We start from the raw sequence: 22,467 nt of genomic DNA, 5'->3' as shown, positions 1-22,467 counted from the left end.
ACGTGAGCGCAATCCCCCCGGGCGCCGGCCCCCGATCCCCCTCCGTCACCCGTCGTACGGGACGGGCGGCGCTGGTGGGGGCGGCCTGCGCGGCGCTGGCCGCGGCGCTGACGGGCTGCGGCGGCCAGGACCCGGACGCGGGCACCAACGGCCTGGGAAAGCTGCCCCCCACGAAGATCGAATCAAAGGCGCGGGCCGCGGCCCAGCGCGCCGGGACGGTGCACCTGTCCGGCAACGTCGTCAGCCAGGGCCGCACCTACAAGCTCGACATGAGCCTGGCGAAGGACGGTGCCAAGGGGGAGCTGACCACGAAGGCGGCGGCCTTCCAGCTGCTGCGGGTCGGCGACGCGCTCTACCTGAAGGCCGACGCGGCCTTCTGGGCGGGGGAGAAGGGCGGCGCCTCCGGCGGGGCGGCGAGCAAGCTCGACGGCAAATACGTCAAGGTGCCCGCGGCGGACCCGGTCTACAAGCGCTTCAGCGGCTTCACCGACAAGGACACGCTGCTCGCCGGTCTGCTCGGGCTGCACGGCAAACTGACGGCCGGTGACCGCGGCGACGTCGGCGGGGTCCGCACCATCCGGCTGACCGCCGCCGCCGGCGCGGGCGGCACCCTGGACGTCTCGCTGGACGGGACGCCCTACCCGCTGCGGCTGCAGCGCGCCGGCGGGGCGGGCGTGCTCCGGCTCGACGACTGGGGCAAGCGCGTGGACCTGCGGGCCCCGGACAGCGGCCAGGTCGTGGACTACGGCAGCAAGATCTCCGGCAAGGGCTGAGGGGGCGGGCGTCAGCCCTTGCGTCCCCGTCGCAGCAGCTTCGGCAGCGCGGCCGGGACGGGCCGCCGGGTGATCGCGGGTGTGGCCCGCGGCGGCACGGCGTGCGAGTCGTCGGGCATCAGGCCGGGGCGCTGCCCGGCCTCGCCGGTCGGCTCCAGGCGCAGCACCCGGCACTCCCGGGCCCAGCGCTCGGTGAGGGTGTCCGCGTCCGGAGCGTTGAGACGCTTGCCCTTGAGCTCGTCGACCGCGGCCCGCCATGCCTCGCTCTCCGGCGCCGGCTCGACGACCCGGGCCTGCCAGGCGATCAGCCGGCCGCCCTTGTCCTTGCTGCGGACGGTCACCGTCGCCGTACCGCCGTCGGTGAGCCCGAGGCCGGCCAGCGGCTGTTCGCCGGGCCCGTCCCCGACGAGGCAGGCGGCGCCGTCGTGCCACAGATGCCACAGCGCCCGGGCCGGGCCCGCGCTCCCCCGCACCCAGATGAGGCCGGACTTCTTCGTGGCCTCTTCGATGAGCGCCCGATCCAGCAGGGCCTGCGACACGGTCTCCGTCATACGGACCAGCCTAATCGCCCCGTCCCGGGCCGCCCGGAGCCGCCCGGACGCTGAGATACGCGGACGGGATGCGCGCACCGGCAGCGGACCGGGTCACAGCCACCCGTTGCGCTTGAACCCGCGGCGGATGCCGAAACAGATGGCGACCGTTGCCAGCAGCACGGCCGGATAGCCGAACTTCCAGTGCAGCTCCGGCATGTAGTCGAAGTTCATGCCGTAGATCCCGGCGATCATCGTCGGGACGGCGAAGATCGCCGCCCACGCCGTGATCTTGCGCATGTCCTCGTTCTGCGCGACGGCCGCCTGCGCGAGATTGGCCTGCAGGATGGAGTTGAGCAGGTCGTCGAAGGACAGCACCTGCTCGTTGACCCGCGCCAGGTGGTCGGCGACGTCCCGGAAGTACTTCTGGATGTCGGAGTCGACCAGCCGCATCGGCCGCTCGCTCAGCAGCTGCATCGGCCGCAGCAGCGGCGACACCGCCCGCTTGAACTCCAGTACCTCACGCTTGAGTTGGTAGATCCGCCCGGCGTCGCCGCCCTTGGGGGAGCCCTTGGCGCCGGGGCCCTTGCCGTTGGTGCCCGAGCTGAAGACGTCGATCTCCACCTCGTCGATGTCGTCCTGGACCGCGCCGGCCACCGCCATGTAGCCGTCGACGACCTGGTCGGCGATGGCGTGCAGCACCGCGGACGGGCCCTTGGCCAGCAGCTCCGGGTCGTCCTGCAGCCGGTGCCGCAGCGCACGCAGCGAGCCCTGGCCGCCGTGCCGCACGGTCACGATGAAGTCCCGCCCGGTGAAGCACATCACCTCGCCGGTCTCCACGACCTCGCTGGTCGCGGTCAGCTCGGCGTGCTCGACGTAGTGGACCGTCTTGAAGACCGTGAACAGGGTCTCGTCGTAGCGCTCCAGCTTGGGCCGCTGGTGCGCATGCACGGCGTCCTCCACGGCGAGCGGGTGCAGCCCGAACTCCTGGGCGATACCGGCGAATTCGGCCTCGGACGGCTCGTGCAGCCCGATCCAGGCGAAGCCGCCCTCGGACCGCACCGACGCCATCGCCTCGGCAGGGGAGACGTGCTCACTCACCCGGCGGCCCTCGCGGTACACGCCGCAGTCCACGATGGCGCTGTTGGCGCAGCTCTTCGGGGACGCGTCGTAGGGGTACGGGGAGTCACCGCGGCGCCGGGCAGGGCGGACGGCGGCACGCAGGTCACGGATCATCGACATGGCAGGCTCCTTCACGGGCCGGCCGTCAGCTGCGGGCGCGGGGCGCAGCGCTGCCCGGAACGTGGACGTACGGGGCGTCATCGGCCGTACGTCCGCAAAGCGGGCGGCGCTCCGTGCGGGGGTACTGACGGCAGTTCGCAGAAAACACGGAACAAAGAGTCGAAGGCGCTCTTCCGTCATCTACTTCCGGCGCAAAGATGCTTCCCTGGTTTCGCCGCTGGACGGCGGGGTACGGAAGCTCTCGGATCAGGAGATTCGCTGCGCGAGCGGGATGACGGGAGAACTATCGGTACTGCACGGTCGACTCGGATCCACCGCAGCCCCACCTCCTCCGGCCGGTCCCCGTTGGGGGACGACGTCATTCCCTGAGCAGACGGCAAGGCTATCAGCCGCCTGCCGCTCTGCCGCGCCGCTTTGCCTGTTCCATACGAAGAACGGGGCGTCGCGGAGCACCTCGTGGACGGGCGACGGCGAGCCCGACGACCGGCCCTATGCTCACGGCATGTCTGACGTTCTTGAGCTGGTCGAAGCCCGGTTGCGCACAACTCTGGGCGAGCCGGACGCGCGCGCCGCCGTCACGTTTCTCGGGACCGACCGTATCGAGGTCCTCCGCTTCGTGGACAACGGGGTGGTGCGTTACGCCACGCTCGGGATGTCCGCGCAGCCGATGGCCGACCCCACGGCCGTCCTGGCCGACCCCCTGCGCGGACCGCGCGCCGAACTCCTGCTCTCCGTGCGCGGCGGCCGCGCGGACACCGACAAGGTGCTCCGGCCGCTCGCCGTGCTCGCCGCGTCGCCGCAGGTGGAGGGGGTGATCGTGGCTCCCGGCGCCTCGCTCGACGTGGGGGAGCCGCTGTGGCCGGGCGCGGTCTTCACCTCGGTGCTGGTCGCCTCGTCCGGCGGTCTCGTCGAGGACCTCGCGCTCGACGAGCCGATGGAGCCGGTCCGCTTCCTGCCGCTGCTGCCGATGACGCCCAACGAGGCCGCCTGGAAGCGGGTGCATGGCGCCGAGGCCCTGGAGAAGCGCTGGCTGGAGCACGGCACGGATCTGCGGGACCCGCTGCGGGCCGGCGTACCGCTCGACTGACCCGCAAGCCGCCGGGCGGCGACGCGCCCCGCCGGGCCTCCGAAGAGGGGGCCGACGGGGCGTCAGTTCTTTACGGGGGCGGGGACGTGGCGTGCCTCACCGGGCGAAGGCCGTGACCCCGTCCTCCGTCGCGTGCCACGGCGCCCGCTCCTCGGCCTCGGTGGTCAGCGCCCGGCGGCGGACGGCGACGATGCCGGCGCCGGTCACCGCCGCGACGGCTGCGACCACGAAGGGCAGGTGGATGTCGGTCCACTCCTCGATCTTGGGCGCGAGGAACGGTGCGGCCGCCGCCGCGAACCAGCGCACGAAGTTGTAGCCGGCGCTCGCCACCGGACGGGGCGCGTCCGAGACGCCCAGCGCCAGTTCCGTGAACACGGTGTTGTTCAGGCCGATGAGGGCGCCGGACAGGACGGTGCAGACGACGGCGGTGGTGTGGTTGCCGTAGCCCAGCACGACCAGATCGGTGGCGAGCAGCAGCAGCGAGGCGCACAGCACCTTCAGCGAGCCGAAGCGGCGCTGCAGCCGGGGCGCCAGGATCACCGAGAACACCGCGAGCAGCACACCCCAGGCGAAGAAGACGGCCCCGGACTTGTAGGGGGACATGTTCAGCACGAACGGGGTGAAGGCCAGCACCGTGAAGAACGCGTAGTTGTAGAAGAACGCGGAGACGGCGGTGGCGGCCAGCCCGCCGTGGCCGAGCGCCTTGACCGGGGCGAGGAGCGACGTCCTGGCGGCCGGCGTCGGCTGTTCCTTGAGGAAGACCGTGATGGCGAGGAAGCCGACGGCCATCAGGACGGCGGTCCCGAAGAACGGGTAGCGCCACTTCAGGTCGCCGAGGACCGCGCCGAGCAGCGGGCCGCAGGCCATCCCGAGCCCCAGCGCGGACTCGTACAGCAGGATCGCCGCGCTGCTCCCGCCGGCCGCCGCGCCCACGATGACCGCCAGCGCCGTCGAGACGAACAGGGCGTTGCCCAGGCCCCAGCCCGCCCGGAAGCCGACCAGTTCGCCGACCGACCCCGACATACCGGAGAGCGCCGCGAACACCACCACCAGTGCCAGTCCGGCCAGCAGGGTCCGGCGGCCGCCGATCCGGCTGGAGACGAAGCCGGTGACCAGCATCGCGACGGCGGTGATCAGGAAGTAGGAGGTGAAGAGGAGGGAGACCTGGCTGTTGGTGGCGTGCAGGCCGCGGGCGATCGACGGGAGGATCGGGTCGACGAGCCCGATGCCCATGAAGGCCACGACCGAGGCGCCCGCCGTGGCCCAGACGGCCATCGGCTGGCGGAGCAGGGAGGTGCCGCCCTCCTCGAACGGATCGTCCGGGCCGCCGTTCTCCGTGCCGCTCATGCTGCGGTTCCCCTTCCGGTTGCCGGTTGCGTGTCCCCGGTCCGCGGCGGCCGCGGTGCCCGCCGCCGAGATCGTTGACGTTTACACACAATAAGTTAGGCGATCTAAAGAGTGCAAGCTGCAACTAATTTTCCCGGTGGGGTGCGCGAAGCGCGGAAAGCCGTCAATTGCGCGGCGGCGTACGTGATTCGGGGCACACCGGCCGGGTGATCGTCCTTGACGCGGCGGCGGACCCGGAGGACCGTGGGTGCCTATGAGGGGCGAACCCAGTTGCCCGAAGTGCGGAGGCCGGGTGAGGGCGCCCGGTCTCTTCTCCGACACCTGGCAGTGCGCGAAGCACGGCGCCGTGCATCCGCTCCAGCCGGTCGTCCCGCCGAGCGTCGAGGCGCTCGGCGTCGTCGTGCACCGCGCCCAGGTGCCCGTGTGGATGCCCTGGCCGCTGCCGGTCGGCTGGCTGTTCACCGGTGTGGCCTGCGCCGGCGACGAGCGCAGCGGCGGCCGCGCCACCGCGGTGGCCTGCTCGGGCCCCGGACCGCTCGGCGGCCCCGGTGAACTCCTGCTGATCGCCGAGGAGCTGGGCGTCGGACTCGGCGCGCGCTATGCCGGGATCGACGGCCCCGACCCCGGCCCCCACATGTGCGTGGACACCTCCCCGCACGGCAAGGTGCTCGCCGCCGGCCGCCCGACCCCGCTGTGGCACGTCGATCACGCACCCCCGGACCGCGCGGTCTTCGCGGGCGAGGCGCGCGGGCTGTGGCTCTGGGCGATCGCCTGGCCCGAGCAGGCGGGGCTGCTGCTGTACGACGAGCTGGTGCTGACGGATCTGCGCGAGGCCGGTGCCGAGGTGGATCTGCTGCCGTGCGGGGCGCTCTCCCCGCGGATCCTGGGCTGACGGCGCCCCCGGCGGGGCCGCCGCCCGCGCCGTCGGGGCGCCACTCGGCCGCCCGGTATCCTTCTGGGGTCCCCTTACGGTGTACCTGTACCCGATGTCCCCCCGGGTCCGGTCCCGCGTCCGTCCCGCAGCAGTCTGGAGTCCGCGTCGTGCGCATCGATCTGCACACCCACTCCACGGCGTCCGACGGTACGGACACCCCCGCCGAGCTGGTGCGCCATGCCGCGGCCGCCGGGCTGGACGTCGTCGCGCTGACCGACCACGACACAGTCGGCGGGCATGCCGAGGCGCGTGCCGCGCTGCCCGCGGGGCTGACGCTGGTCACCGGCGCCGAACTCTCCTGCCGGATCGACGGGGTGAGCCTCCATCTGCTCGCCTACCTCTTCGACCCCGAGGAGCCGGAGCTCGCCCGGGAGCGGGAGCTGGTGCGCGACGACCGGGTGCCGCGGGCCCAGGGCATGGTCGCCAAGCTGCGCGACCTCGGAGTACCGATCACCTGGGAGCGGGTCGCCCGGATCGCCGGCGACGGCGCCGTGGGGCGGCCGCACCTCGCCACCGCCCTCGTCGAGCTGGGCGTGGTCCCCTCCGTCTCGGACGCCTTCACCTCCGAGTGGCTCGCCAACGACGGCCGGGCGTACGTGGACAAGCACGAACTCGATCCGTTCGACGCGATCCGGCTGGTCAAGGCCGCGGGCGGGGTCACCGTCTTCGCGCACCCGCTGGCCGTCAAGCGCGGCAGCTGCGTACCCGAGAGCGTGATCGCCGAACTCGCCGCGTCCGGGCTCGACGGCATCGAGGCCGACCACATGGACCACGACGCGCCGACCCGCGCCCGGCTGCACGGCATGGCCGCCGACCTCGGCCTGCTGGCCACCGGCTCCAGCGACTACCACGGCAGCCGTAAGAGCTGTCACCTCGGCGAATACACCACCGACCCCGAGATCTACGGCGAGATCGTGCGCCGCGCGACCGGCGCCTTCCCCGTCCCGGGCACCGGCGGCTGAGCCCACCGCGGCCCGACCGGCATCCCGCTTCCCGAGCCCACCTTCTGTACCGGGCCGGCGGCGGCCGAACGGTGCGTCCTGCGCGCCGGCGCCCCGCCTCCCGTCCTCCCCGTCTGCTGCCCTGTCTCCTCACGGCTCCGCGTGCTGCGCCTTCCCCGTGAGCGCTCGTCCCGTACCACCTCTCGCAAGGCCTTCACCGTGTTCGACATCGCCGTCTTCAGTACTCTGTTCGTCACCCTCTTCGTGATCATGGATCCGCCGGGGATCACCCCGATCTTCCTGGCCCTGACCTCCGGCCGTCCGGCCAAGGTGCAGCGCCGCATGGCCTGGCAGGCGGCCGCCGTCGCCTTCGGCGTCATCGCCGTCTTCGCCCTCTTCGGCCGGCAGATCCTGGGCCGGCTGCACATCTCGACGCCCGCGCTGATGATCGCGGGCGGGCTGCTGCTCCTGCTGGTCGCGCTGGATCTGCTGACCGGGAAGTCGGAGGAGCCGACCCAGACCAAGGACGTCAACGTGGCGCTGGTGCCGCTGGGCATGCCGCTGCTGGCCGGGCCCGGCGCGATCGTGTCGGTGATCCTGGCCGTGCAGCACGCGCACGGCGCCGCCGCCCAGCTCTCCGTCTGGACGGCGATCGCGGCCATCCATGTGGTGCTCTACCTGGTGATGCGGTTCTCGCTGGTGATCATCAGGGTGATCAAGGACGGCGGAGTGGTCCTGGTGACGCGGCTGGCGGGCATGATGCTCTCCGCGCTCGCCGTGCAGCAGATCATCAACGGCGTGCTGCAGGTGGTCCGGTCGGCCTGACGCCCCGGCCGCCCGGCTGCCGCGGACGGCACAGCGCCCCCGTACGAGACGTGTGTACGGGGGCGCTGCGCTCGTCGCGCGCGGCCGGTCGGGCCGCGGCCGGCGGATCCGCCGCATCGGGCGGCGGGGCAGGTATCAGCGGGCGGCGGTGTCGGCCGGGCGGATGTAGATGCGCTGGCCGGTGGCGGCGGCCTGCTGCACGATCCGGTTGACGGAGGCGGCGTCCACGACGGTGCTGTCCACGGCGGTGCCGTCGACATCGTCCAGGCGCATGATCTCGAAGCGCATAGGGGCTTCTCCCTTCGTCTGATCCTCCTGTGGAGAACTCTTGAGTACGGGGGTCGCGCGGCGTCGCTGCCGTGCGCTCCCGTTCCGTACAACGATCTGCCCAGTGCAATCATTCCCTACGCTAAAGAAAAATTTCGACCGTCTAAATATGGCCAGGGGGATGCGGTTGTGCCCGGAGAGTGAGCGCCCGGACAATGGGACCCGTATGAACGATGTCCAGCCCACGGGCCCCACCGACCTCGCCACGCTCTCCGCCGGGATCGAGCGCACCAACGAGCTGCTCACCCGGGTGCTCGCCGAGGTCGCCACCACCCCGTCCACCCATGCCGCCTTCGTGGACGCGGGCTACGTCTACGCCGCGGCGGGGCGGCTGGTCGCCGGCACGGAGGACCGCAAGGCCTTCGACCTGGACGCCGAGGGCATGATCGAGGCGTTCATCGACAAGGCCCGGACGATCTTCCCGGACAGCCGGCTGCTGCGCGTCTACTGGTACGACGGCGCCCGCCGCCGCATCCACACCCAGGAACAGCAGCGGATCGCCGAGCTGCCCGATGTGAAGGTCAGGCTCGGCAACCTCAACGCCAACAATCAGCAGAAGGGCGTCGACTCCCTGATCCGTTCCGACCTGGAGTCGCTGGCCCGGCACCGCGCGATCACCGACGCGGTGCTCATCGGCGGCGACGAGGACCTGGTCTCCGCGGTGGAGGCGGCGCAGGGCTACGGCGCGCGGGTGCATCTGTGGGGCATCGAGGCCTCCGGCGGCCGCAATCAGGCCGAGCCGCTGCTGTGGGAGGTCGACAGCGCCCGCACCTTCGACCTGGAATTCTGCAAGCCGTACGTCAGCCGCCGGGTCGGCGCCGAGTACTGCGCCCCGACGACGGGCGAGGGGCCCGCGCCCCAGCGCGAGGAGGTCCGCTTCGTCGGCGCCCAGGTCGCCGCGCAGTGGCTGTCGGAGCGCGGCCGGGAGTGGGTCGCCGAGCTGCTGCCCGGCCATCCGTATCTGCCCGGCGCGGTCGACCAGGAGCTGCTGACCGCCGCCGAGGCCCTGCTGCGGCACTCCCTGCGCAGCCATGCCGATCTGCGGCGGGTGCTGCGCGACGGCTTCTGGGAACACGTCCAGGGGCAGTACTGACCCGCCTGCGGGACCCGGGCCGTTCCGGCCGGGCCCGACCTGAGCCGTCCCGGCCGCCCCGGGCCGTCCCGGCCGGTTCAGGCCCGTGCGAGAAGCTCCCGGAGGCGGTCGAAGAAGCCCGCCCAGCCGGCCTCCGCCTGCCGGTACTGCTCCGTGCTGAGATGGCCGCCGAGCTGCCGGAAGGCCATCTCCGTACGGCCCTCCAGATCGGTCAGGGTGACCCGGACGAGCTCGCCCTCGGCGCCGTGGGGCTCGGCCGTGTCGTTGACGGTGAACTCCAGCCGCTCCGGGGCGGCGACCTCGCGGTAGACGCCGGAGAACGGCAGCTCACCGCCGTCCGGGGTGCGCATCACCAGGCTCCAGACGCCGCCCGGCCGGGCGTCCATCGCCATCCGGTCGACCGGCACCTCCAGCTCCCCGCCGAACCAGTACGCGAAGTGCTCGGGCGTCGTCCACGCCTCGAAGACCAGCTCGCGCCGGGCGTCGAAGGTCCGGGTGAGCGCGATGCCGTGGGGGCCGCCGCCCTCATCGGCCTGGGGAGTCGCCGGGTTCTGGGTCATGGTCGGGCCCTTCCTGTGCAGCCGGTGGCAGCCGGACGCCGGTGCCGGCCCGCCTGCTTCGATGCTCGCCGAACGGCCCGGCGCTGTCCTGGTGACGCCGTCCGCCCGGCCCACGCGGCCGGCTCGGCGCTCAGCCCCCGGCCCCGCCCGGCGCTCAGCCCACCCCGCTCCAGAACCCGGCGAGCGCCTCGGCCGTCTTCTCCGGCCGTTCGGCGTTGGGGGAGTGCTCGGCGCCCTCGATGACGGTGCGCCGGGCGGACAGCCGCGCGGCCATCTCGTCCATCGACGGCACCGGCCAGGCGTAGTCGACGGCCCCGGAGACGACATGGGTGGCCAGCCCCGTCCGCGCCAGCTCCGCCACCCGGTCGGGCTCGTCCAGCATCTGACGGCCGGTCGCGATCAGCTGCTCGGGGACGGTGTTCAGCCAACGACGGTGCAGGAACGCGCCGATCTCCGGGGGCGTCGCCGCGTCCGCCGCCTCCGGGGGATCCAGTTCGCGCATCGCCCGCCAGACACTCTCCATGTCGAGCCTGCCGAGCGCGTCGATCAGCATCCGCACCCGCGCCTGCTGGCCCGCGGAGATGGCGGCGGGCCCGGAGCTGAGCACGGTGAGCGAACGGAACGGGGCCGCGTCCAGCAGCACCGCAGCCCGGGTGAGCAGCCCGCCCAGCGAGTGCCCCAGCAGATGCACCGGCCCGCTGTCCGGCTCCCGCAGGGCCTCCGTCTGCGCCAGCACGTCGAGGGCCAACTCCCTTTGCGCGTACGCCTGTTCCGTGCGCGGGCCGGGGGATTCGTGCTGGCCGCGGCCGTCCACCGCGACCGTCCGGAACCCGGCCGCCGCCAGCGGCGCCAGCAGGGCGATGAAGTCCTCCTTGCTGCCGGTGAATCCGGGCACCAGCAGGGCCGTTCCGATCGGCGCGGCATCGGGCCGGGCGTCCTGCACGGCGAAGGAGCCGCGCGCGGTGTCGAGTCGGTACGCACGGGCGCACGGGGGCAGCGTGAGGGTGGGCGGCCTGCTCATGATCCGAGGTTATCCGGGCCGGGCGGCAAAACCGGACCGGGACGCCGAACGACCCGGCACCCGCGGGCGGCGGGGCCGGGTCGTCGGACCGTGCGTGCCGGCGGCAGCCGGCCGGGCGTCAGCTCTCGGGCGTCGCCTCGGCGACGGCAGCCTTGGCCCGGGTACGGCGGCGCACCGGCTTGGCCTCGGCGGCCCCGGCGGTGTCCACCGCGGCCTCGGCGGCCCCGGCGGTGTCCACCGCGGCCTCGGCGGCCTTGGCGGCGGCGCTCTTCCGGGTCCGCTTCGGCTTGGCCGGGGCGTCCTCGGCGGCGGGCGCCTCCACCGTGGCCTTCGCGGCGGCGGTCTTCCGGGTACGCCGGGGCTTGGCCGGTGCGGCCTCGGTGCCCTCGGCAGCGGCGGCGTCGGCGGCCGGCTTGGCGGCGGCCTTGCGGGTCCGCTTCGGCTTGGCCGGTGCCTCGACACTGCCCTCGGCGGTGTCCACCGCGGCCTCGGCGGCCTTGGCGGCGGCGCTCTTCCGCGTCCGCTTCGGCTTGGCCGGAGCGGCCTCCACCACGGCCTCCGCGGCCTCGGTCACGGTCTCCGTCACCGCTGCCGGCGCGGTCGCCGCGGCGGCCTTGGTGGCGCCCCGGGTCCGGCGGCGCGGCGCGGCCGGCGCCTCGGCCGGCTCGGTCACCGCGGCGGCCGGGGCGTGCACCGACGCGCCCTCGGCGGTGTCGACCGCGTTAGCGGCGGCCTGACCGGCCTCCGGACGCGCGGCCCGGGTACGGCGGCGGCGCGGCTTGGCGGGGGCCTCGGTCACCTCGGCGGCCGGTGCGGGCGCGGCGGCCTCGGCCACCGTCTCCGCGGCGGCCGGAGCGGGCACCGCGGCCGACTGACCGCTACGGGTACGGCGGCGCCGGCGCGGCTGGCGCGGTTCGGCGGCCTCCGTGCTTCCGGTGCCCTCCGCGGCGTCGAGCGAGCCGGTCGCCTGCGCCTCGGAGGCGGCGGCGCCGTCCAGCGGCGTGCCACCCCGGGTGCGGCGGCGCTGCCGCGGCGTACGGGTGCGCGCGGGGCGCTCCTCCTCGACGGCGCCCCGGCGGGGCCCGCGGCCGCGGCCGCCGGTCTCGCCCAGGTCCTCGACCTCTTCGGCGGCCAGCCCCGCGCGGGTGCGCTCGGCGCGCGGCAGCACGCCCTTGGTGCCCGCGGGGATGTGCAGCTGCTCGTAGAGGTGCGGAGAGGTGGAGTAGGTCTCCTCCGGCTCGTCGAACGGCAGGTCCAGCGCCTTGTTGATCAGCTTCCAGCGCGGGATGTCGTCCCAGTCGACGAGGGTGACCGCGGTGCCCTTGGCGCCCGCGCGGCCCGTACGGCCGATGCGGTGCAGGTAGGTCTTCTCGTCCTCGGGCGACTGGTAGTTGATGACGTGCGTCACACCCTCGACGTCGATGCCGCGGGCCGCGACGTCGGTGCAGACCAGGACGTCGACCTTGCCGTTGCGGAAGGCGCGCAGCGCCTGCTCACGGGCGCCCTGGCCGAGGTCGCCGTGGACCGCGCCGGAGGCGAAGCCGCGGCGCGAGAGCTGGTCGGCGATGTCGGCGGCGGTCCGCTTCGTACGGCAGAACACCATCGCCAGGCCCCGGCCCTCGGCCTGCAGGATGCGGGCGACCATCTCCGGCTTGTCCATGGAGTGGGCCCGGAAGACGTGCTGGGTGGTGTTGGCGACGGTCTGGCCCTCGTCGTCCGGCGCGGTGGCGCGGATGTGCGTGGGCTGCGACATGTAGCGGCGGGCCAGCGAGATGACCTGGCCGGGCATGGTCGCGGAGAAGAGCATCGTCTGGCGCTTGGCCGGCAGCAGCTGGATGATCTTCTCGACGTCGGGCAGGAAGCCCAGGTCGAGCATCTCGTCGGCCTCGTCCAGCACCAGGCTCTTGACCTGGGAGAGGTTCAGCTTGCGCTGGCCCGCGAGGTCGAGCAGCCGGCCGGGCGTGCCGACGACGACGTCGACGCCCTTCTTCAGCGCCTCGACCTGCGGCTCATAGGCACGGCCGCCGTAGATGGCCAGCACCCGGACATTGCGCACCTTGCCGGCGGTGAGCAGGTCGTTGGTGACCTGCTGGCACAGCTCGCGGGTGGGCACGACCACCAGCGCCTGCGGCGCCTCGGTCAGCTGCTCGGGCCGGGCCCGGCCGACCTCGACGTCCACGGGAACCGTGACGCGCTCCAGCAGCGGCAGGCCGAAGCCCAGCGTCTTGCCGGTGCCGGTCTTGGCCTGGCCGATGACGTCGTTGCCGGAGAGGGCGACGGGGAGCGTCAGCTCCTGGATGGGAAAGGGGGAAACGATGCCGACGGCTTCGAGGGCCTCGGCCGTCTCGGGAAAAATCCCGAGGTCTCGGAATGTAGACAGAATCTTGCCTCTTCTGTGAGACGCGGCGTGAGGCGGCGAAGGGGGTCGTACCGCACCGTCGTACGGGTTCGTACGGGGCCGGCCTGCATACAGCCGGTGGGGCGGGACCACTGCCAACGCTCAGGCACTCCTGCCGCGAGCGGTGTCCCCCCTGCGGTGCGTATGTCTCGTACGCGGTGCAGCAGAGGGCGGTCGGTTTGGAGCCGATCGGGCCACCGACCGGGCATCCGCTTCGTGGAACGACCTACCGATACTCGGCAGGTCCGTATAGCACTGTACCCCGGATATGGCGCGTCCATCCGAAGGCTTGTATGAGTGAGGAATACATCACGGCCCGGCGCGGCCCCCGGGAGCCGGTTGCGGCCGTCGTTCGTACGGGGGAACGGCAGTGGCTGACCAGGCCCTTCCCCGAGCCGCCGAGCGGGCTATTGTGCCGGTCATGGGAACGCCTGACAACGCCGCCGCTGACGCGCAAGAACACACCGGGATCGCCGCCCAGGACTGGACGCAGGCATCCGTCGACCCGCAGTACCGGGCCGCCGTGATCGACCTGCTCGGCGCGCTCGCCTACGGCGAGCTGTCCGCCTTCGAGCGCCTGGCGGAGGACGCGAAGCTCGCGCCGACGATGGACGACAAGGCCGAACTGGCCAAGATGGCCTCGGCAGAGTTCCACCACTTCGAGCGGCTGCGGGAGCGGCTCGCGCAGATCGAGGCGGAGCCGAACGAGGCGATGGAGCCGTTCGCCGCCGCCCTGGACGAGTTCCACCGCCAGACCGCACCGTCCGACTGGCTGGAAGGCCTGGTCAAGGCCTATGTCGGCGACTCGATCGCCAGTGACTTCTACCGCGAGGTCGCGGCCCGGCTGGACTCCGACACCCGCGGTCTGGTGCTGGCCGTACTGGACGACACCGGGCACGCGTCGTTCGCCGTGGAGAAGGTGCGTGCGGCCATCGAGGCCGAGCCGCGGGTCGGCGGGCGGCTGGCGCTGTGGGCGCGCCGGCTGATGGGCGAGGCGCTCTCGCAGGCGCAGCGGGTGGTCGCGGACCGCGACGCGCTCTCCACGATGCTGGTGGGCGGCGTGGCCGACGGCTTCGACCTGGCCGAGGTCGGCCGGATGTTCTCGCGGATCACCGAGGCGCACACCAAGCGGATGGCGGCGCTGGGGCTCGCGGCCTGACGTGCGACGGGGGTGCCGGGCGGATTCAGGCCGTCCGGTGCCCCTTCAACGCCGCGGCCGGCCGCCGAAGGCGGTGGTGCGGCGGGCGTGCCACGACCGACAGCAGGGCCGCACCGACGGCGCACGCGGCGATCATCACCTGGACGGGATGGCCGGGGCCGAGGATCGAGCGGGTCAGCAGCGCGCCGAGCAGCGCCGCGACCGGGCCGGTGGCCAGCGTGAGGGTGCGCGCGGGGAAGCGGTCCGGCAGCCAGTGGGTGGCGGACAGGGCGATGGCGAAGCCGATGAGCACGGCGCCGAGCGCTTCCCAGATCATGCTGTTCCCTCCCGCGAGACGGTTCCGACCGGCTGAACACCTCGGTCGTTGCGGTGGTACCCAAGGGGCACCGGCAGCAACCCTCCCCGCACGGGTCCCCTGCCCGATCAGCTCAGCGGCACCGACTCGAACGGCCTGATCTGCGAAAAAGCGGCGGGCCGGGGTCCGGAACCGACCGGAGGGAGACGGCGTCCGGAACGGACCGGAAAGAGGGGCGGCGGCCCGGAGAGAAGTCCCCGGGCCGCCGCCCCTGTGCCTTTGGCTGCCGCCTCGGGCGCGTGCTGCTCAGAGCGTGCCGAAACCGACCTTGCGGGCGGTCGGCTCGCCGAGCTCCACATAGGCCAGCCGGTCCGACGGGACCAGCACCTTGCGACCGTGGTCGTCCACCAGGGTCAGCAGCTGAGACGTGCCGCTCAGGGCCTCGGACACCGCGCTCTCCACCTCTTCGGCAGTCTGCCCGCTCTCCAGAATGATCTCGCGGGGCGCGTGCTGCACGCCGATCTTGACCTCCACGGCTTTTGTCCCTCCGACGGTCACTTGGGTGCGCGGCCATCCGCGCCGTACGCAGCACACATTAGCCCGGTACGGCGAAGCGCAGGGCGCCATGGACCACGCCCGCAGCGAACAGGGTCAGTGTGCGTCGGTGTCCTGCAGCGGGAAGCCGGCGATGCCCTTCCAGGCGAGCGAGGTCAGCAGCTGCACCGCGGTGTCCCGCGGCACCTTGCTCTCCGAGGACAGCCAGTAGCGCGCCACGACCTGGGAGACCCCGCCCATGCCGATGGCGAGCAGCATCGACTCGTCCTGCGACAGGCCGGTGTCCTCGGCGATCACCGCGCTTATGGCCTCGGCGCACTCCAGGGACACCTTGTCCACCCGCTCGCGGACCGCCGGCTCATTGGTCAGGTCCGACTCGAAGACCAGCCGGAAGGCGCCGCCCGGGTCCTCCACGTACGCGAAGTAGGCGTCCATCGTCGCCGCGACCCGCTGCTTGTTGTCGGTCGTCGACGCCAGCGCCGCCCGTACCGAGTGCAGCAGCGCCTCGCAGTGCTGGTCGAGCAGGGCGAGGTAGAGGTCGAGCTTGCCCGGAAAGTGCTGGTAGAGGACGGGCTTGCTGACGCCCGCCCGCTCGGCGATGTCATCCATCGCGGCCGCGTGGTAGCCCTGCGCGACGAAAACTTCCTGGGCGGCGCCCAGAAGCTGGTTGCGCCGGGCGCGACGTGGCAGGCGTGTGCCCCGCGGGCGCGCCGCCTCGGTCTGCTCGATGGCGCTCACGCTGCCTCCCAGAGATTGGTTCGTACGCGGTCCGTACAAGGTGGTGCACCGCGCCCGCCATCGTACTTTTGGGTAACCCGGGTGTGCGCGGTCCCGGTCGGTTTTTTCTCTTCGACCCCCTCACCAGAAGCCGACATAACGCCCCAGGTCATCGGTATTCGTCTTCGTTGGTCTCCACGACACGGGCCTGTTCGGCGCGATCCGCCTCGTTCGACTCGTCGGGGTCGAGGCCGTTTTGCGGTTCGTCGCGCTGGGGTGCGAGGTCGGCGTACTGTTCGGCGGCGTCCGCTTCCGGAGCTTCGACGTCGATGTCGGTGGCGTCGCTCTCGTCCACGAAGGTCTCCGGATCTGTCGGGTCGACGCGCATGGTGGCTCCCTTTCCGCGTGCTCGTTTCTTCGGCTGGTGCCTGACCTGAAAGCAGGGGCCGGGGCGGCTGCCCTCGCCTACGAGCGTAGGAGAGTGGCCGCGGCAGCGCGATGCGGTGTGTGACGGCGGACACACGATCGGAGGCGTGATCGTCTCGTAACATCGACCCCATGTCTTCGACCGAGTCGCCGGACACCGCGACCGCCGCCCTACCGGTGCCACCGGCCGGCCCCGGCCGGCGCGGAGGGGCGGAGACGGTGCGCACCGCGACCCTGCCGGGACTGACGCTGACCGTACGGGCGCCGGCCGGACCTTCCGCCGGGCCCGACGGCGCCGCGGGCGGGCGCGAGCCCGCCCTCTACGTCCACGGCCTCGGCGGGTCCTCGCAGAACTGGTCGGATCTGATGCCCCTGCTCGCCGACCGGCTGGACGGCGAGGCGATCGACCTGCCCGGCTTCGGGCAGTCCCCGCCCCCGGACGACGGCAACTACTCCGTTTCGGCGCAGGCCCGCGCGGTCATCCGCTACCTCGACGCGGCCGGGCGCGGACCCGTCCATCTCCTCGGCAACTCCATGGGCGGCGCCGCGGCGACCCGGGTGGCGGCGGTGCGCCCCGATCTCGTCCGCACCCTGACGCTGATCTCCCCGGCGCTGCCCGAGCTGCGGCCGCAGTTGACGGCGGTGCCCACGGCGCTGCTCGCCGTCCCCGGCATCGCCCGGCTCTTCGGCCGGCTCACCCATGACTGGACGCCCGAGCGCCGCACCCGCGAGGTGCTGGCGCTGTGTTACGGCGACCCCGGCCGGGTCAGCCCGGAAGGGTTCAACTCCGCGGCCGACGAATATGCGCGACGCCTCGAACTCCCTTATTTCTGGGAGGTGATGGAGCGCTCGGCCCGCGGACTGGTGAACGCCTACACGCTCGGCGGGCAGCATAATTTGTGGCGTCAGGCAGAGCGCGTACTCGCCCCGACGCTTCTCGTCTACGGTGGACGCGACCGCCTGGTCTCCTTCCGGATGGCGCGGCGGGCGGCCGCGGCGTTCCGCGGTTCGCGACTGCTGACGCTTCCGGAGGCGGGGCATGTGGCGATGATGGAGTACCCCGAGGCAGTGGCGCGGGCCGTCCGCGAACTGCTCGACAGTGAAGTGACCGATGTGACCGCTGATGCCGGCAGGAGCTGACACGCCCCGTGGGACGCCATAGCCGCCGAAGCCGGCCCGAGACCGCTGCGGAGAGTTCACCGACGGCCGGTCCGCCCGGCAACAGCCCCTCAGGGGGCGGTTCTTCCGGACCCGGCACCGGGCGCCGCAGACGTGAGTCGCTCCAGGGCGACCCGGTGCGCGGCGGCCACCCCGAACAGCACGAGCCGGGCGGCGGCTGGGGCGCGCTCCCCGGCGGCCCGGCGGCGTCCGGGCAGGGTGCGCCGAGGATTCCCCGGCCGCGCACGGAGCTGCCCGGCGGGCCGCCGCTCGCCGCACCGGGCAGTGGCCCGGGGCCGCGGCGCGACTATGTGGAGGCCTTCGACGGCCGGCCGTTCCCGGGGACGACGGATGTCGTGGACCCGGACGACGACGTGTTCCGGGCCGGTGCGCCCCGCCCGGCGGGCCCAGGGGCCGGCGGATCGGGGCCCGGCGCGGGTCCCCTGCCCGCCGGCGGCCGCTTCACCGGGCGGTCGGTGGTCTTCGACCGGGGCACCGCCGACGCGCCGGACGAGGAGGACGGACCCGGCGCGGACGGCGGTGGCCCGTACGACCCCTACGACGGTGAACCGGGCGACGCCGTCGACCCGGACGAGTCCGGGCGCGGCGTCCGCAAGGGCGGCAAGGGCCGGACGTTCACCGGTGCCGCGGCCGCGGCGGTGACCACCGTGCTCGCCGTGGTGATCGCCGGTCAGGTCGCCCACCAGCGCGAGGACGGCGCCGACCCGCAGCCGCGCAGCGGGCCCGACCGTGGCGACGACACCGGCGACGCGGCCTCCAGGTCCCATGCCCGCGCCACCCAGGACGCCAAGGCCGCCGGTTACGACGAGCAGATGGCGAAGGTCTTCCCGCTGGACGCGCGGCTGACGGCCGGCGGCCGGTTCACCCCGGTCCCCGGCGCCGCCAAGGCCCCCGGGCACGGCAAGCTGCTGCGCTATCGCGTGGACATCGAGGAGGGGCTGCCGCTGGCCGGCAAGCTCTTCGCCCAAGCGGTGCACACGACCCTGAACGACAGCCGGAGCTGGTCGCACGGCGGGAAGATGACCTTCGAGCGGGTGTCCTCCGGGCACGCCGACTTCGTGATCACGCTGGCGAGCCCGGGGACCACCTCGGCATGGTGCGCCAAGTCCGGTCTCGACACCCGCGAGGAGAACGTCTCCTGCGACTCGGCGGCCACCGACCGCGTCATGATCAATGCCTACCGGTGGGCGCAGGGCTCCAAGACCTACGGCCACGACAAGATGCTGGCCTACCGTCAGATGCTCATCAACCACGAGGTCGGCCACCGCCTCGGGCACAACCACGAGGCCTGCCCCCGGCAGGGCGCACCGGCGCCGGTGATGATGCAGCAGACCAAGTTCCTGACGACGGACGGGGTGACCTGCCGCCCCAACCCCTGGCCGTTCCCCGCCCAGCGCTGACCGCACCCGGCCGCCGGGGCCGGACCGCCTGAGCCGGATCTCCTGAGCGGAGCCGCGGGATGCGGTGGGTCCCCGGGATCACATAGCGCGTCGAAACGCCCTTAGGGGCGGAAAGTCACGTGCTTTCACCCCTTCCGGTGGCGCGATGGACAACCGTCCATCGCGCCACCGGCCGTCTGCATAGCTTCTTCCTGCAGGTGGCGGCCGTGCCGCTGGGACACCGGGACGCCGATATGGGAGGACGGGGGTGCGCTCGTGCGAATTGGACTGCTCACCGAGGGTGGTTATCCGTATGCGCCCGGCGAGTCGCACACATGGTGCGAGCGGCTCGTCCGCGGGCTCACCGGCCATGACTTCGAGGTCTACGCCCTGTACCCCGACGCCCGCCAGGAGACACAGCGCCTCGGTGAACTCCCCGGACACGTACGGCTGGTGCGCAGTGCACCCCTGTGGGGCGACTTCCCCGCCGGGCACCGCCGGGCCGCCGAGCAGCGCCGGGGCCGCGGGCCCGGACGCCGCGAACGGCGGCGCTTCGCCGGACACTTCGGCGACCTGGTGGCGGGCTTCGCCACCACACCCCCGGGCGACGGGCCGGCCGCGGCCGCACCGGCCGGCCGGGACGACGCCGCCGGCCCACCCGTGACCAGCAAGGCGGACCGTTTCGCCAGCGGTCTCTACGGACTCGCCGAACTCGCCCGGGAGCACGGCCAACTGCCCGCCCTGCTGCGCTCCGAGGGCGCCGTGCGCATCCTGGAGGCCGCCTGCCACGGCGCCCGCGCCCTGCCCGCCGCGCACGGCGCCCAGGTCAAGGACCTGCTGGCGGTCACCGCCCGGCTCGAACTCGCACTGCGGCCGCTGTCCCTGGACTGGTACGGCGACCGGCGCACCCCCGGGCTCGGCGGGGTGGACCTGTGCCATGCCACCTCCGCCGGCGCGGCCGCGCTCCCCGGACTGCTGGCCCGGCACTTCTTCGGCACGCCGCTGCTGGTCACCGAGTACGGCGTCGGACTGCGCGAGCACTATCTCGCGGGCGCCGCCTCGCCGCTGAGCGCACCGGTGCGCGCGCTGCTCGCCGCCTTCCAGGGCGCCCTGGCCGCCGAGGCCTACGCCCGCGCCGCACTGATCACCCCCGGCAACACCCACGCCCGGCGCTGGCAGGAGCGCTGCGGCGCCGACCGCGCCCGGCTGCGCACGGTCTATCCGGGCATGGACGCCGGGCCCTTCGGCGCGGTCGCGGAGGCCGCCGCCGACGACTCCAAGACGCTGGTGTGGGTCGGCGCCGTCGAGCCCGCCAAGGACCTCGTCGGGCTGCTGCACGCGTTCGCCGGGGTCCGCCGGACCGAGCCGCGGGCCACCCTGCGGATCATCGGCGGGGCCGGCCGCGACCCGCAGGCGCCCGGATATCTCGCGCAGTGCCGCGTGCTGGCCGCCCAGCTCTTCCCCGACGAGGCGGCCGACGCCCGCACCGTCGGCGAGAACCCGGTCAGCTTCGAGGAGATCGGCAGCCCCGAGGTGCCGACCCTGCAGGACGCCTATGCCTCCGGTGCGGTGGTGGTGCTGTCCAGTGTCGTCGAGGGCTTTCCGCGCTCCCTGGTGGAGGCGATGTTCTGCGGCCGCGCCACGGTGTCGACGGATGCCGGAGCGGTCTGCGAAGTCATCGGCGGCACCGGCCTGGTGGTCCCGCCGCGCAACCCCCGGGCCCTCGCCGAGGCCTGCGCCGCGCTGCTCGGTGACCCGGACCGCAGGGCCAGGCTGGGCGCCGCGGCCCGGGCCCGGGCGCTGGAACTGTTCACCGTCGAGCAGAACGTCGCGGCATTTCGTGGCATCTACCTGGAGCTGATCTCGCACGCCCCGGCCCGTCCGGCCGCCGGGCGCGCCCGGGACGCGCAGGGCGTCCCGCGGCCCTTCGCCCGCCCCGCCGAGTCCCATGTCCCGGGCCGCTGGGCGGTGACCGGTGCCGCCACCCGCCCGGCCGCGCCGGCCGGCCGGACGCCGAGCTGGGCGGTGCCCGAGGAGGAGGGCGGCCCCGCCGCCATGGCGGTGCCGGCCGCCGGGCGCACCGGGGCCGGGGGAGTGGCCGCCACCCGAGGAATGAGACAGCCGGTGAGACGGGGCGACCCGGCGACCGGACAGCCCCGGCCGACACAAGGGAGTGGGCAATGGTGACGGGTGTGCTCGATGTGATCTGCGCGATGGGCGTGGTGGGCGTGGCCCTGGTGACCGGCATGGCGGACGTGGCGCGCGGCGGCAGCCGGCGCGGCGCCCGTCCCGGCAGCCCGGCGGCCGTCCGGCACGCCTCCCCCGACGGCCCCGGCCGCCCGCTCCGCCGGCACCCCGCGCCCCACCGCCCCGGCGGCTGCCCGCGGATCCCGGAACGGGGGGACGGGACATGAGCACCCCCGAGGGCGCCGCCACCGGTGCCGTCGCGGCGGCCGGGGGCCGGCCCGCCGACCGGGCCGCGCCGCCGCCGCGCCGCGGCCCCGCCGACCCCGTCCGGTCCCTGATGCACCGTCATCAGGAGCTGTGCGCCCGCGCCGTCGACGCCCTGGAGATCGCCGCCGGCCTGGAGGCGCACGGCGTCACCGACCGCACGGCCGCACGCTTCCGGCACCGTGACGTCTTCTCCCTGGCCGAGGAGCTCTACGCCCGGGTACCGCGCGCCGACCGGGACGCCGCCCCCGCGGACCGGCCCCCGCCCGCCGCGACGGCAGCTGGAGCGCCGCCCGGCGCTCCCGCGGCGTCCGCGCGGCGCTCCAGCTGCTGCCCGGTGCCGTCTGCACCGCGACCGTCGCCGCCGTCGCCTCCGCCGGCCCGGCACCTCCCGCCGTCCGCAGCGCCGTCGGCGCCGCGGGCGCGGTACTCCTCGCGCTCGCCGTCCGGCTCGCCGTACGGTCCGGACCGCTGCGGCGGTGCCACCACGGCAGCGGGCCGCGCGCCACCGGCCTGTGGGTCTGCTGGACGGCCGGGTACGCGGTCTACGGCGACTGGCTGCTGGCCCAGCTGCTGACCGGCGGCCCCGATCTGCCGCACGCCGCTCCCCGGGCCGCCGTCGCCGGCGCCGTGGCACTGGCCTTCGCCTTCGCCCCCGCGGCCGGCTGCGCCCACTGGTTCGCAGTGCGCGCCCGACGCGCGGTGGCCGAAAGCCGCGGCCTCGAAGAACTCGCCGCCCGGGTACGGCCGTTGCTGCCGGCCGCCACCCTGCTCTTCCTGGCCGCCCTGGTGGGCCTGCTCCTCGGCGCGGACGCGGCCTTCGGCGACGACGGGAGGACGGCACCGGCCGCGGCGGCCGCCCTGGGCGTGCTGCTCTTCCTCGCCCGGCTGCTGACCGTGCACGGCTTCCCCGAGGCGGCCGCCACGGGCCTGGCCTCGGCCGCCGCCCTGGAGTACCTCGCACTGACCCTGGTGCTGATCGCCCGGCTCCCCGGCCTGCACCCGCTGGGCGCCCCGGTCGAGGCGCTGACCGGGGCCGCGGGACCGGCCGCGGTGCCCGCGGTGGCCTGCACGGCCGCCGCCCTGGGGCTGCTCGGCTACGGCCTGCGGGCGCTCAGCGGAGCCTGCGCGCACTCGCCCGCCCCCTTCGGACCGGCGGAGGGACACCGGCCGTGACCCACCGGACGACCACCGGCCCCCGGCTCCCCGCACCCCCACACGGACACCC

The 22,467-nt window shown here is 73.8% G+C and carries 24 protein-coding genes; 13 read left to right on the top strand and 11 right to left on the bottom strand.

The features are described 5' to 3' along the window. Nucleotides 1-2: 2 nt before the first annotated feature. The gene (locus EST54_RS24670) at nucleotides 3-773 is read left to right on the top strand and encodes a hypothetical protein (protein WP_129249912.1); all 771 of its coding nucleotides are present in this window, start codon (nucleotides 3-5) and stop codon (nucleotides 771-773) included. Nucleotides 774-784: 11 nt separating this feature from the next. Here EST54_RS24670 and EST54_RS24665 read toward each other — a convergent pair whose 3' ends face one another. Continuing rightward, nucleotides 785-1,324, bottom strand: a complete 540-nt coding sequence (locus EST54_RS24665) for a hypothetical protein (RefSeq protein WP_129249911.1) — start codon at nucleotides 1,322-1,324, stop codon at nucleotides 785-787. A gap of 93 nt (nucleotides 1,325-1,417) precedes the next feature. Next, nucleotides 1,418-2,545, bottom strand: coding sequence for a magnesium and cobalt transport protein CorA (locus EST54_RS24660; protein WP_129249910.1), 1,128 nt, complete (start codon nucleotides 2,543-2,545; stop codon nucleotides 1,418-1,420). A 502-nt stretch (nucleotides 2,546-3,047) separates the two neighbouring features. On the opposite strand from EST54_RS24660, the gene EST54_RS24655 reads away from it, so the two are divergent. Next, nucleotides 3,048-3,632 carry a suppressor of fused domain protein gene (locus tag EST54_RS24655; RefSeq protein WP_129249909.1) on the top strand — a complete coding sequence of 195 codons (585 nt, stop codon included), beginning with the start codon at nucleotides 3,048-3,050 and terminating at the stop codon, nucleotides 3,630-3,632. Between the two features lie 96 nt (nucleotides 3,633-3,728). Here EST54_RS24655 and EST54_RS24650 read toward each other — a convergent pair whose 3' ends face one another. Next, complete coding sequence (locus EST54_RS24650; protein WP_129249908.1) at nucleotides 3,729-4,979, bottom strand: MFS transporter; 1,251 nt, start codon at nucleotides 4,977-4,979, stop codon at nucleotides 3,729-3,731. A gap of 253 nt (nucleotides 4,980-5,232) precedes the next feature. Here EST54_RS24650 and EST54_RS24645 point away from each other — a divergent pair, with 253 nt between their 5' ends. From EST54_RS24645 to EST54_RS24635, 3 genes are all read left to right on the top strand, one after another. Then, nucleotides 5,233-5,871, top strand: coding sequence for a DUF6758 family protein (locus tag EST54_RS24645; RefSeq protein ID WP_129249907.1), 639 nt, complete (start codon nucleotides 5,233-5,235; stop codon nucleotides 5,869-5,871). Between the two features lie 149 nt (nucleotides 5,872-6,020). Further along, complete coding sequence (locus EST54_RS24640; RefSeq protein ID WP_129249906.1) at nucleotides 6,021-6,875, top strand: PHP domain-containing protein; 855 nt, start codon at nucleotides 6,021-6,023, stop codon at nucleotides 6,873-6,875. A gap of 198 nt (nucleotides 6,876-7,073) precedes the next feature. Continuing rightward, nucleotides 7,074-7,679 carry a MarC family protein gene (locus EST54_RS24635; protein ID WP_129249921.1) on the top strand — a complete coding sequence of 202 codons (606 nt, stop codon included), beginning with the start codon at nucleotides 7,074-7,076 and terminating at the stop codon, nucleotides 7,677-7,679. Nucleotides 7,680-7,814: 135 nt separating this feature from the next. Here EST54_RS24635 and EST54_RS34780 read toward each other — a convergent pair whose 3' ends face one another. Next, a complete protein-coding gene (locus tag EST54_RS34780; RefSeq protein ID WP_093485054.1) occupies nucleotides 7,815-7,967 on the bottom strand; it encodes a hypothetical protein in 153 nt (50 codons plus the stop codon). A 205-nt stretch (nucleotides 7,968-8,172) separates the two neighbouring features. On the opposite strand from EST54_RS34780, the gene EST54_RS24630 reads away from it, so the two are divergent. Further along, nucleotides 8,173-9,099, top strand: a complete 927-nt coding sequence (locus EST54_RS24630; RefSeq protein WP_129249905.1) for an NYN domain-containing protein — start codon at nucleotides 8,173-8,175, stop codon at nucleotides 9,097-9,099. 77 nt (nucleotides 9,100-9,176) lie between these two features. On the opposite strand, the gene EST54_RS24625 is transcribed toward EST54_RS24630, so the two are convergent. The 3 genes from EST54_RS24625 to EST54_RS24615 form a co-directional block, all read right to left on the bottom strand. Next, the gene (locus EST54_RS24625; protein WP_129249904.1) at nucleotides 9,177-9,659 is read right to left on the bottom strand and encodes an SRPBCC family protein; all 483 of its coding nucleotides are present in this window, start codon (nucleotides 9,657-9,659) and stop codon (nucleotides 9,177-9,179) included. Between the two features lie 154 nt (nucleotides 9,660-9,813). Next, on the bottom strand, nucleotides 9,814-10,680 hold the full coding sequence (locus EST54_RS24620) for an alpha/beta fold hydrolase (RefSeq protein ID WP_129249903.1): 867 nt from the start codon (nucleotides 10,678-10,680) through the stop codon (nucleotides 9,814-9,816). Between the two features lie 118 nt (nucleotides 10,681-10,798). Continuing rightward, nucleotides 10,799-13,171, bottom strand: a complete 2,373-nt coding sequence (locus EST54_RS24615; RefSeq protein ID WP_129249920.1) for a DEAD/DEAH box helicase — start codon at nucleotides 13,169-13,171, stop codon at nucleotides 10,799-10,801. A 328-nt stretch (nucleotides 13,172-13,499) separates the two neighbouring features. Here EST54_RS24615 and EST54_RS24610 point away from each other — a divergent pair, with 328 nt between their 5' ends. Next, nucleotides 13,500-14,237: a ferritin-like fold-containing protein gene (locus tag EST54_RS24610; protein WP_129249902.1), complete on the top strand. Its 738-nt coding sequence runs from the start codon at nucleotides 13,500-13,502 to the stop codon at nucleotides 14,235-14,237. 25 nt (nucleotides 14,238-14,262) lie between these two features. Here the strand turns inward: EST54_RS24610 and EST54_RS24605 are convergent, their stop codons facing one another. From EST54_RS24605 to EST54_RS24590, 4 genes are all read right to left on the bottom strand, one after another. Continuing rightward, nucleotides 14,263-14,553, bottom strand: coding sequence for a hypothetical protein (locus EST54_RS24605; RefSeq protein ID WP_129249901.1), 291 nt, complete (start codon nucleotides 14,551-14,553; stop codon nucleotides 14,263-14,265). A gap of 285 nt (nucleotides 14,554-14,838) precedes the next feature. Beyond that, nucleotides 14,839-15,066 (bottom strand): DUF3107 domain-containing protein, encoded by a 228-nt coding sequence (locus tag EST54_RS24600; RefSeq protein ID WP_006603262.1) that lies wholly within the window; start codon nucleotides 15,064-15,066, stop codon nucleotides 14,839-14,841. A 117-nt stretch (nucleotides 15,067-15,183) separates the two neighbouring features. Continuing rightward, nucleotides 15,184-15,825 carry a TetR/AcrR family transcriptional regulator gene (locus EST54_RS24595; protein WP_129249900.1) on the bottom strand — a complete coding sequence of 214 codons (642 nt, stop codon included), beginning with the start codon at nucleotides 15,823-15,825 and terminating at the stop codon, nucleotides 15,184-15,186. 148 nt (nucleotides 15,826-15,973) lie between these two features. Next, nucleotides 15,974-16,192: a hypothetical protein gene (locus EST54_RS24590; RefSeq protein ID WP_129249899.1), complete on the bottom strand. Its 219-nt coding sequence runs from the start codon at nucleotides 16,190-16,192 to the stop codon at nucleotides 15,974-15,976. A 170-nt stretch (nucleotides 16,193-16,362) separates the two neighbouring features. On the opposite strand from EST54_RS24590, the gene EST54_RS24585 reads away from it, so the two are divergent. The 6 genes from EST54_RS24585 (at nucleotide 16,363) to EST54_RS35600 (ending at nucleotide 22,415) form a co-directional block, all read left to right on the top strand. Then, the gene (locus EST54_RS24585) at nucleotides 16,363-17,370 is read left to right on the top strand and encodes an alpha/beta fold hydrolase (protein ID WP_129249898.1); all 1,008 of its coding nucleotides are present in this window, start codon (nucleotides 16,363-16,365) and stop codon (nucleotides 17,368-17,370) included. A gap of 8 nt (nucleotides 17,371-17,378) precedes the next feature. Beyond that, entirely contained in the window at nucleotides 17,379-18,809 is a 1,431-nt protein-coding gene (locus EST54_RS24580; RefSeq protein ID WP_167511609.1) for a DUF3152 domain-containing protein, read from the top strand. 255 nt (nucleotides 18,810-19,064) lie between these two features. Next, nucleotides 19,065-20,975: a DUF3492 domain-containing protein gene (locus EST54_RS24575; protein ID WP_129249897.1), complete on the top strand. Its 1,911-nt coding sequence runs from the start codon at nucleotides 19,065-19,067 to the stop codon at nucleotides 20,973-20,975. After that, nucleotides 20,969-21,202: a hypothetical protein gene (locus EST54_RS24570; protein ID WP_129249896.1), complete on the top strand. Its 234-nt coding sequence runs from the start codon at nucleotides 20,969-20,971 to the stop codon at nucleotides 21,200-21,202. Before EST54_RS24575 ends, EST54_RS24570 begins: the two co-directional genes overlap by 7 nt. Then, nucleotides 21,199-21,816 (top strand): hypothetical protein, encoded by a 618-nt coding sequence (locus EST54_RS35605; RefSeq protein ID WP_244942608.1) that lies wholly within the window; start codon nucleotides 21,199-21,201, stop codon nucleotides 21,814-21,816. The genes EST54_RS24570 and EST54_RS35605 overlap by 4 nt, the downstream gene beginning before the upstream one ends. A 53-nt stretch (nucleotides 21,817-21,869) precedes the next feature. After that, nucleotides 21,870-22,415 carry a hypothetical protein gene (locus EST54_RS35600; protein ID WP_244942607.1) on the top strand — a complete coding sequence of 182 codons (546 nt, stop codon included), beginning with the start codon at nucleotides 21,870-21,872 and terminating at the stop codon, nucleotides 22,413-22,415. The last annotated feature ends 52 nt before the right edge of the window (nucleotides 22,416-22,467 follow it).

Source organism: Streptomyces sioyaensis, from assembly GCF_004122735.1.
GTDB classification, from domain to species: Bacteria; Actinomycetota; Actinomycetes; order Streptomycetales; family Streptomycetaceae; genus Streptomyces; species Streptomyces sioyaensis.
The sequence above is the reverse complement of the archived record's forward strand: the minus strand, read 5'-3'. Positions and strand labels throughout refer to the sequence as shown.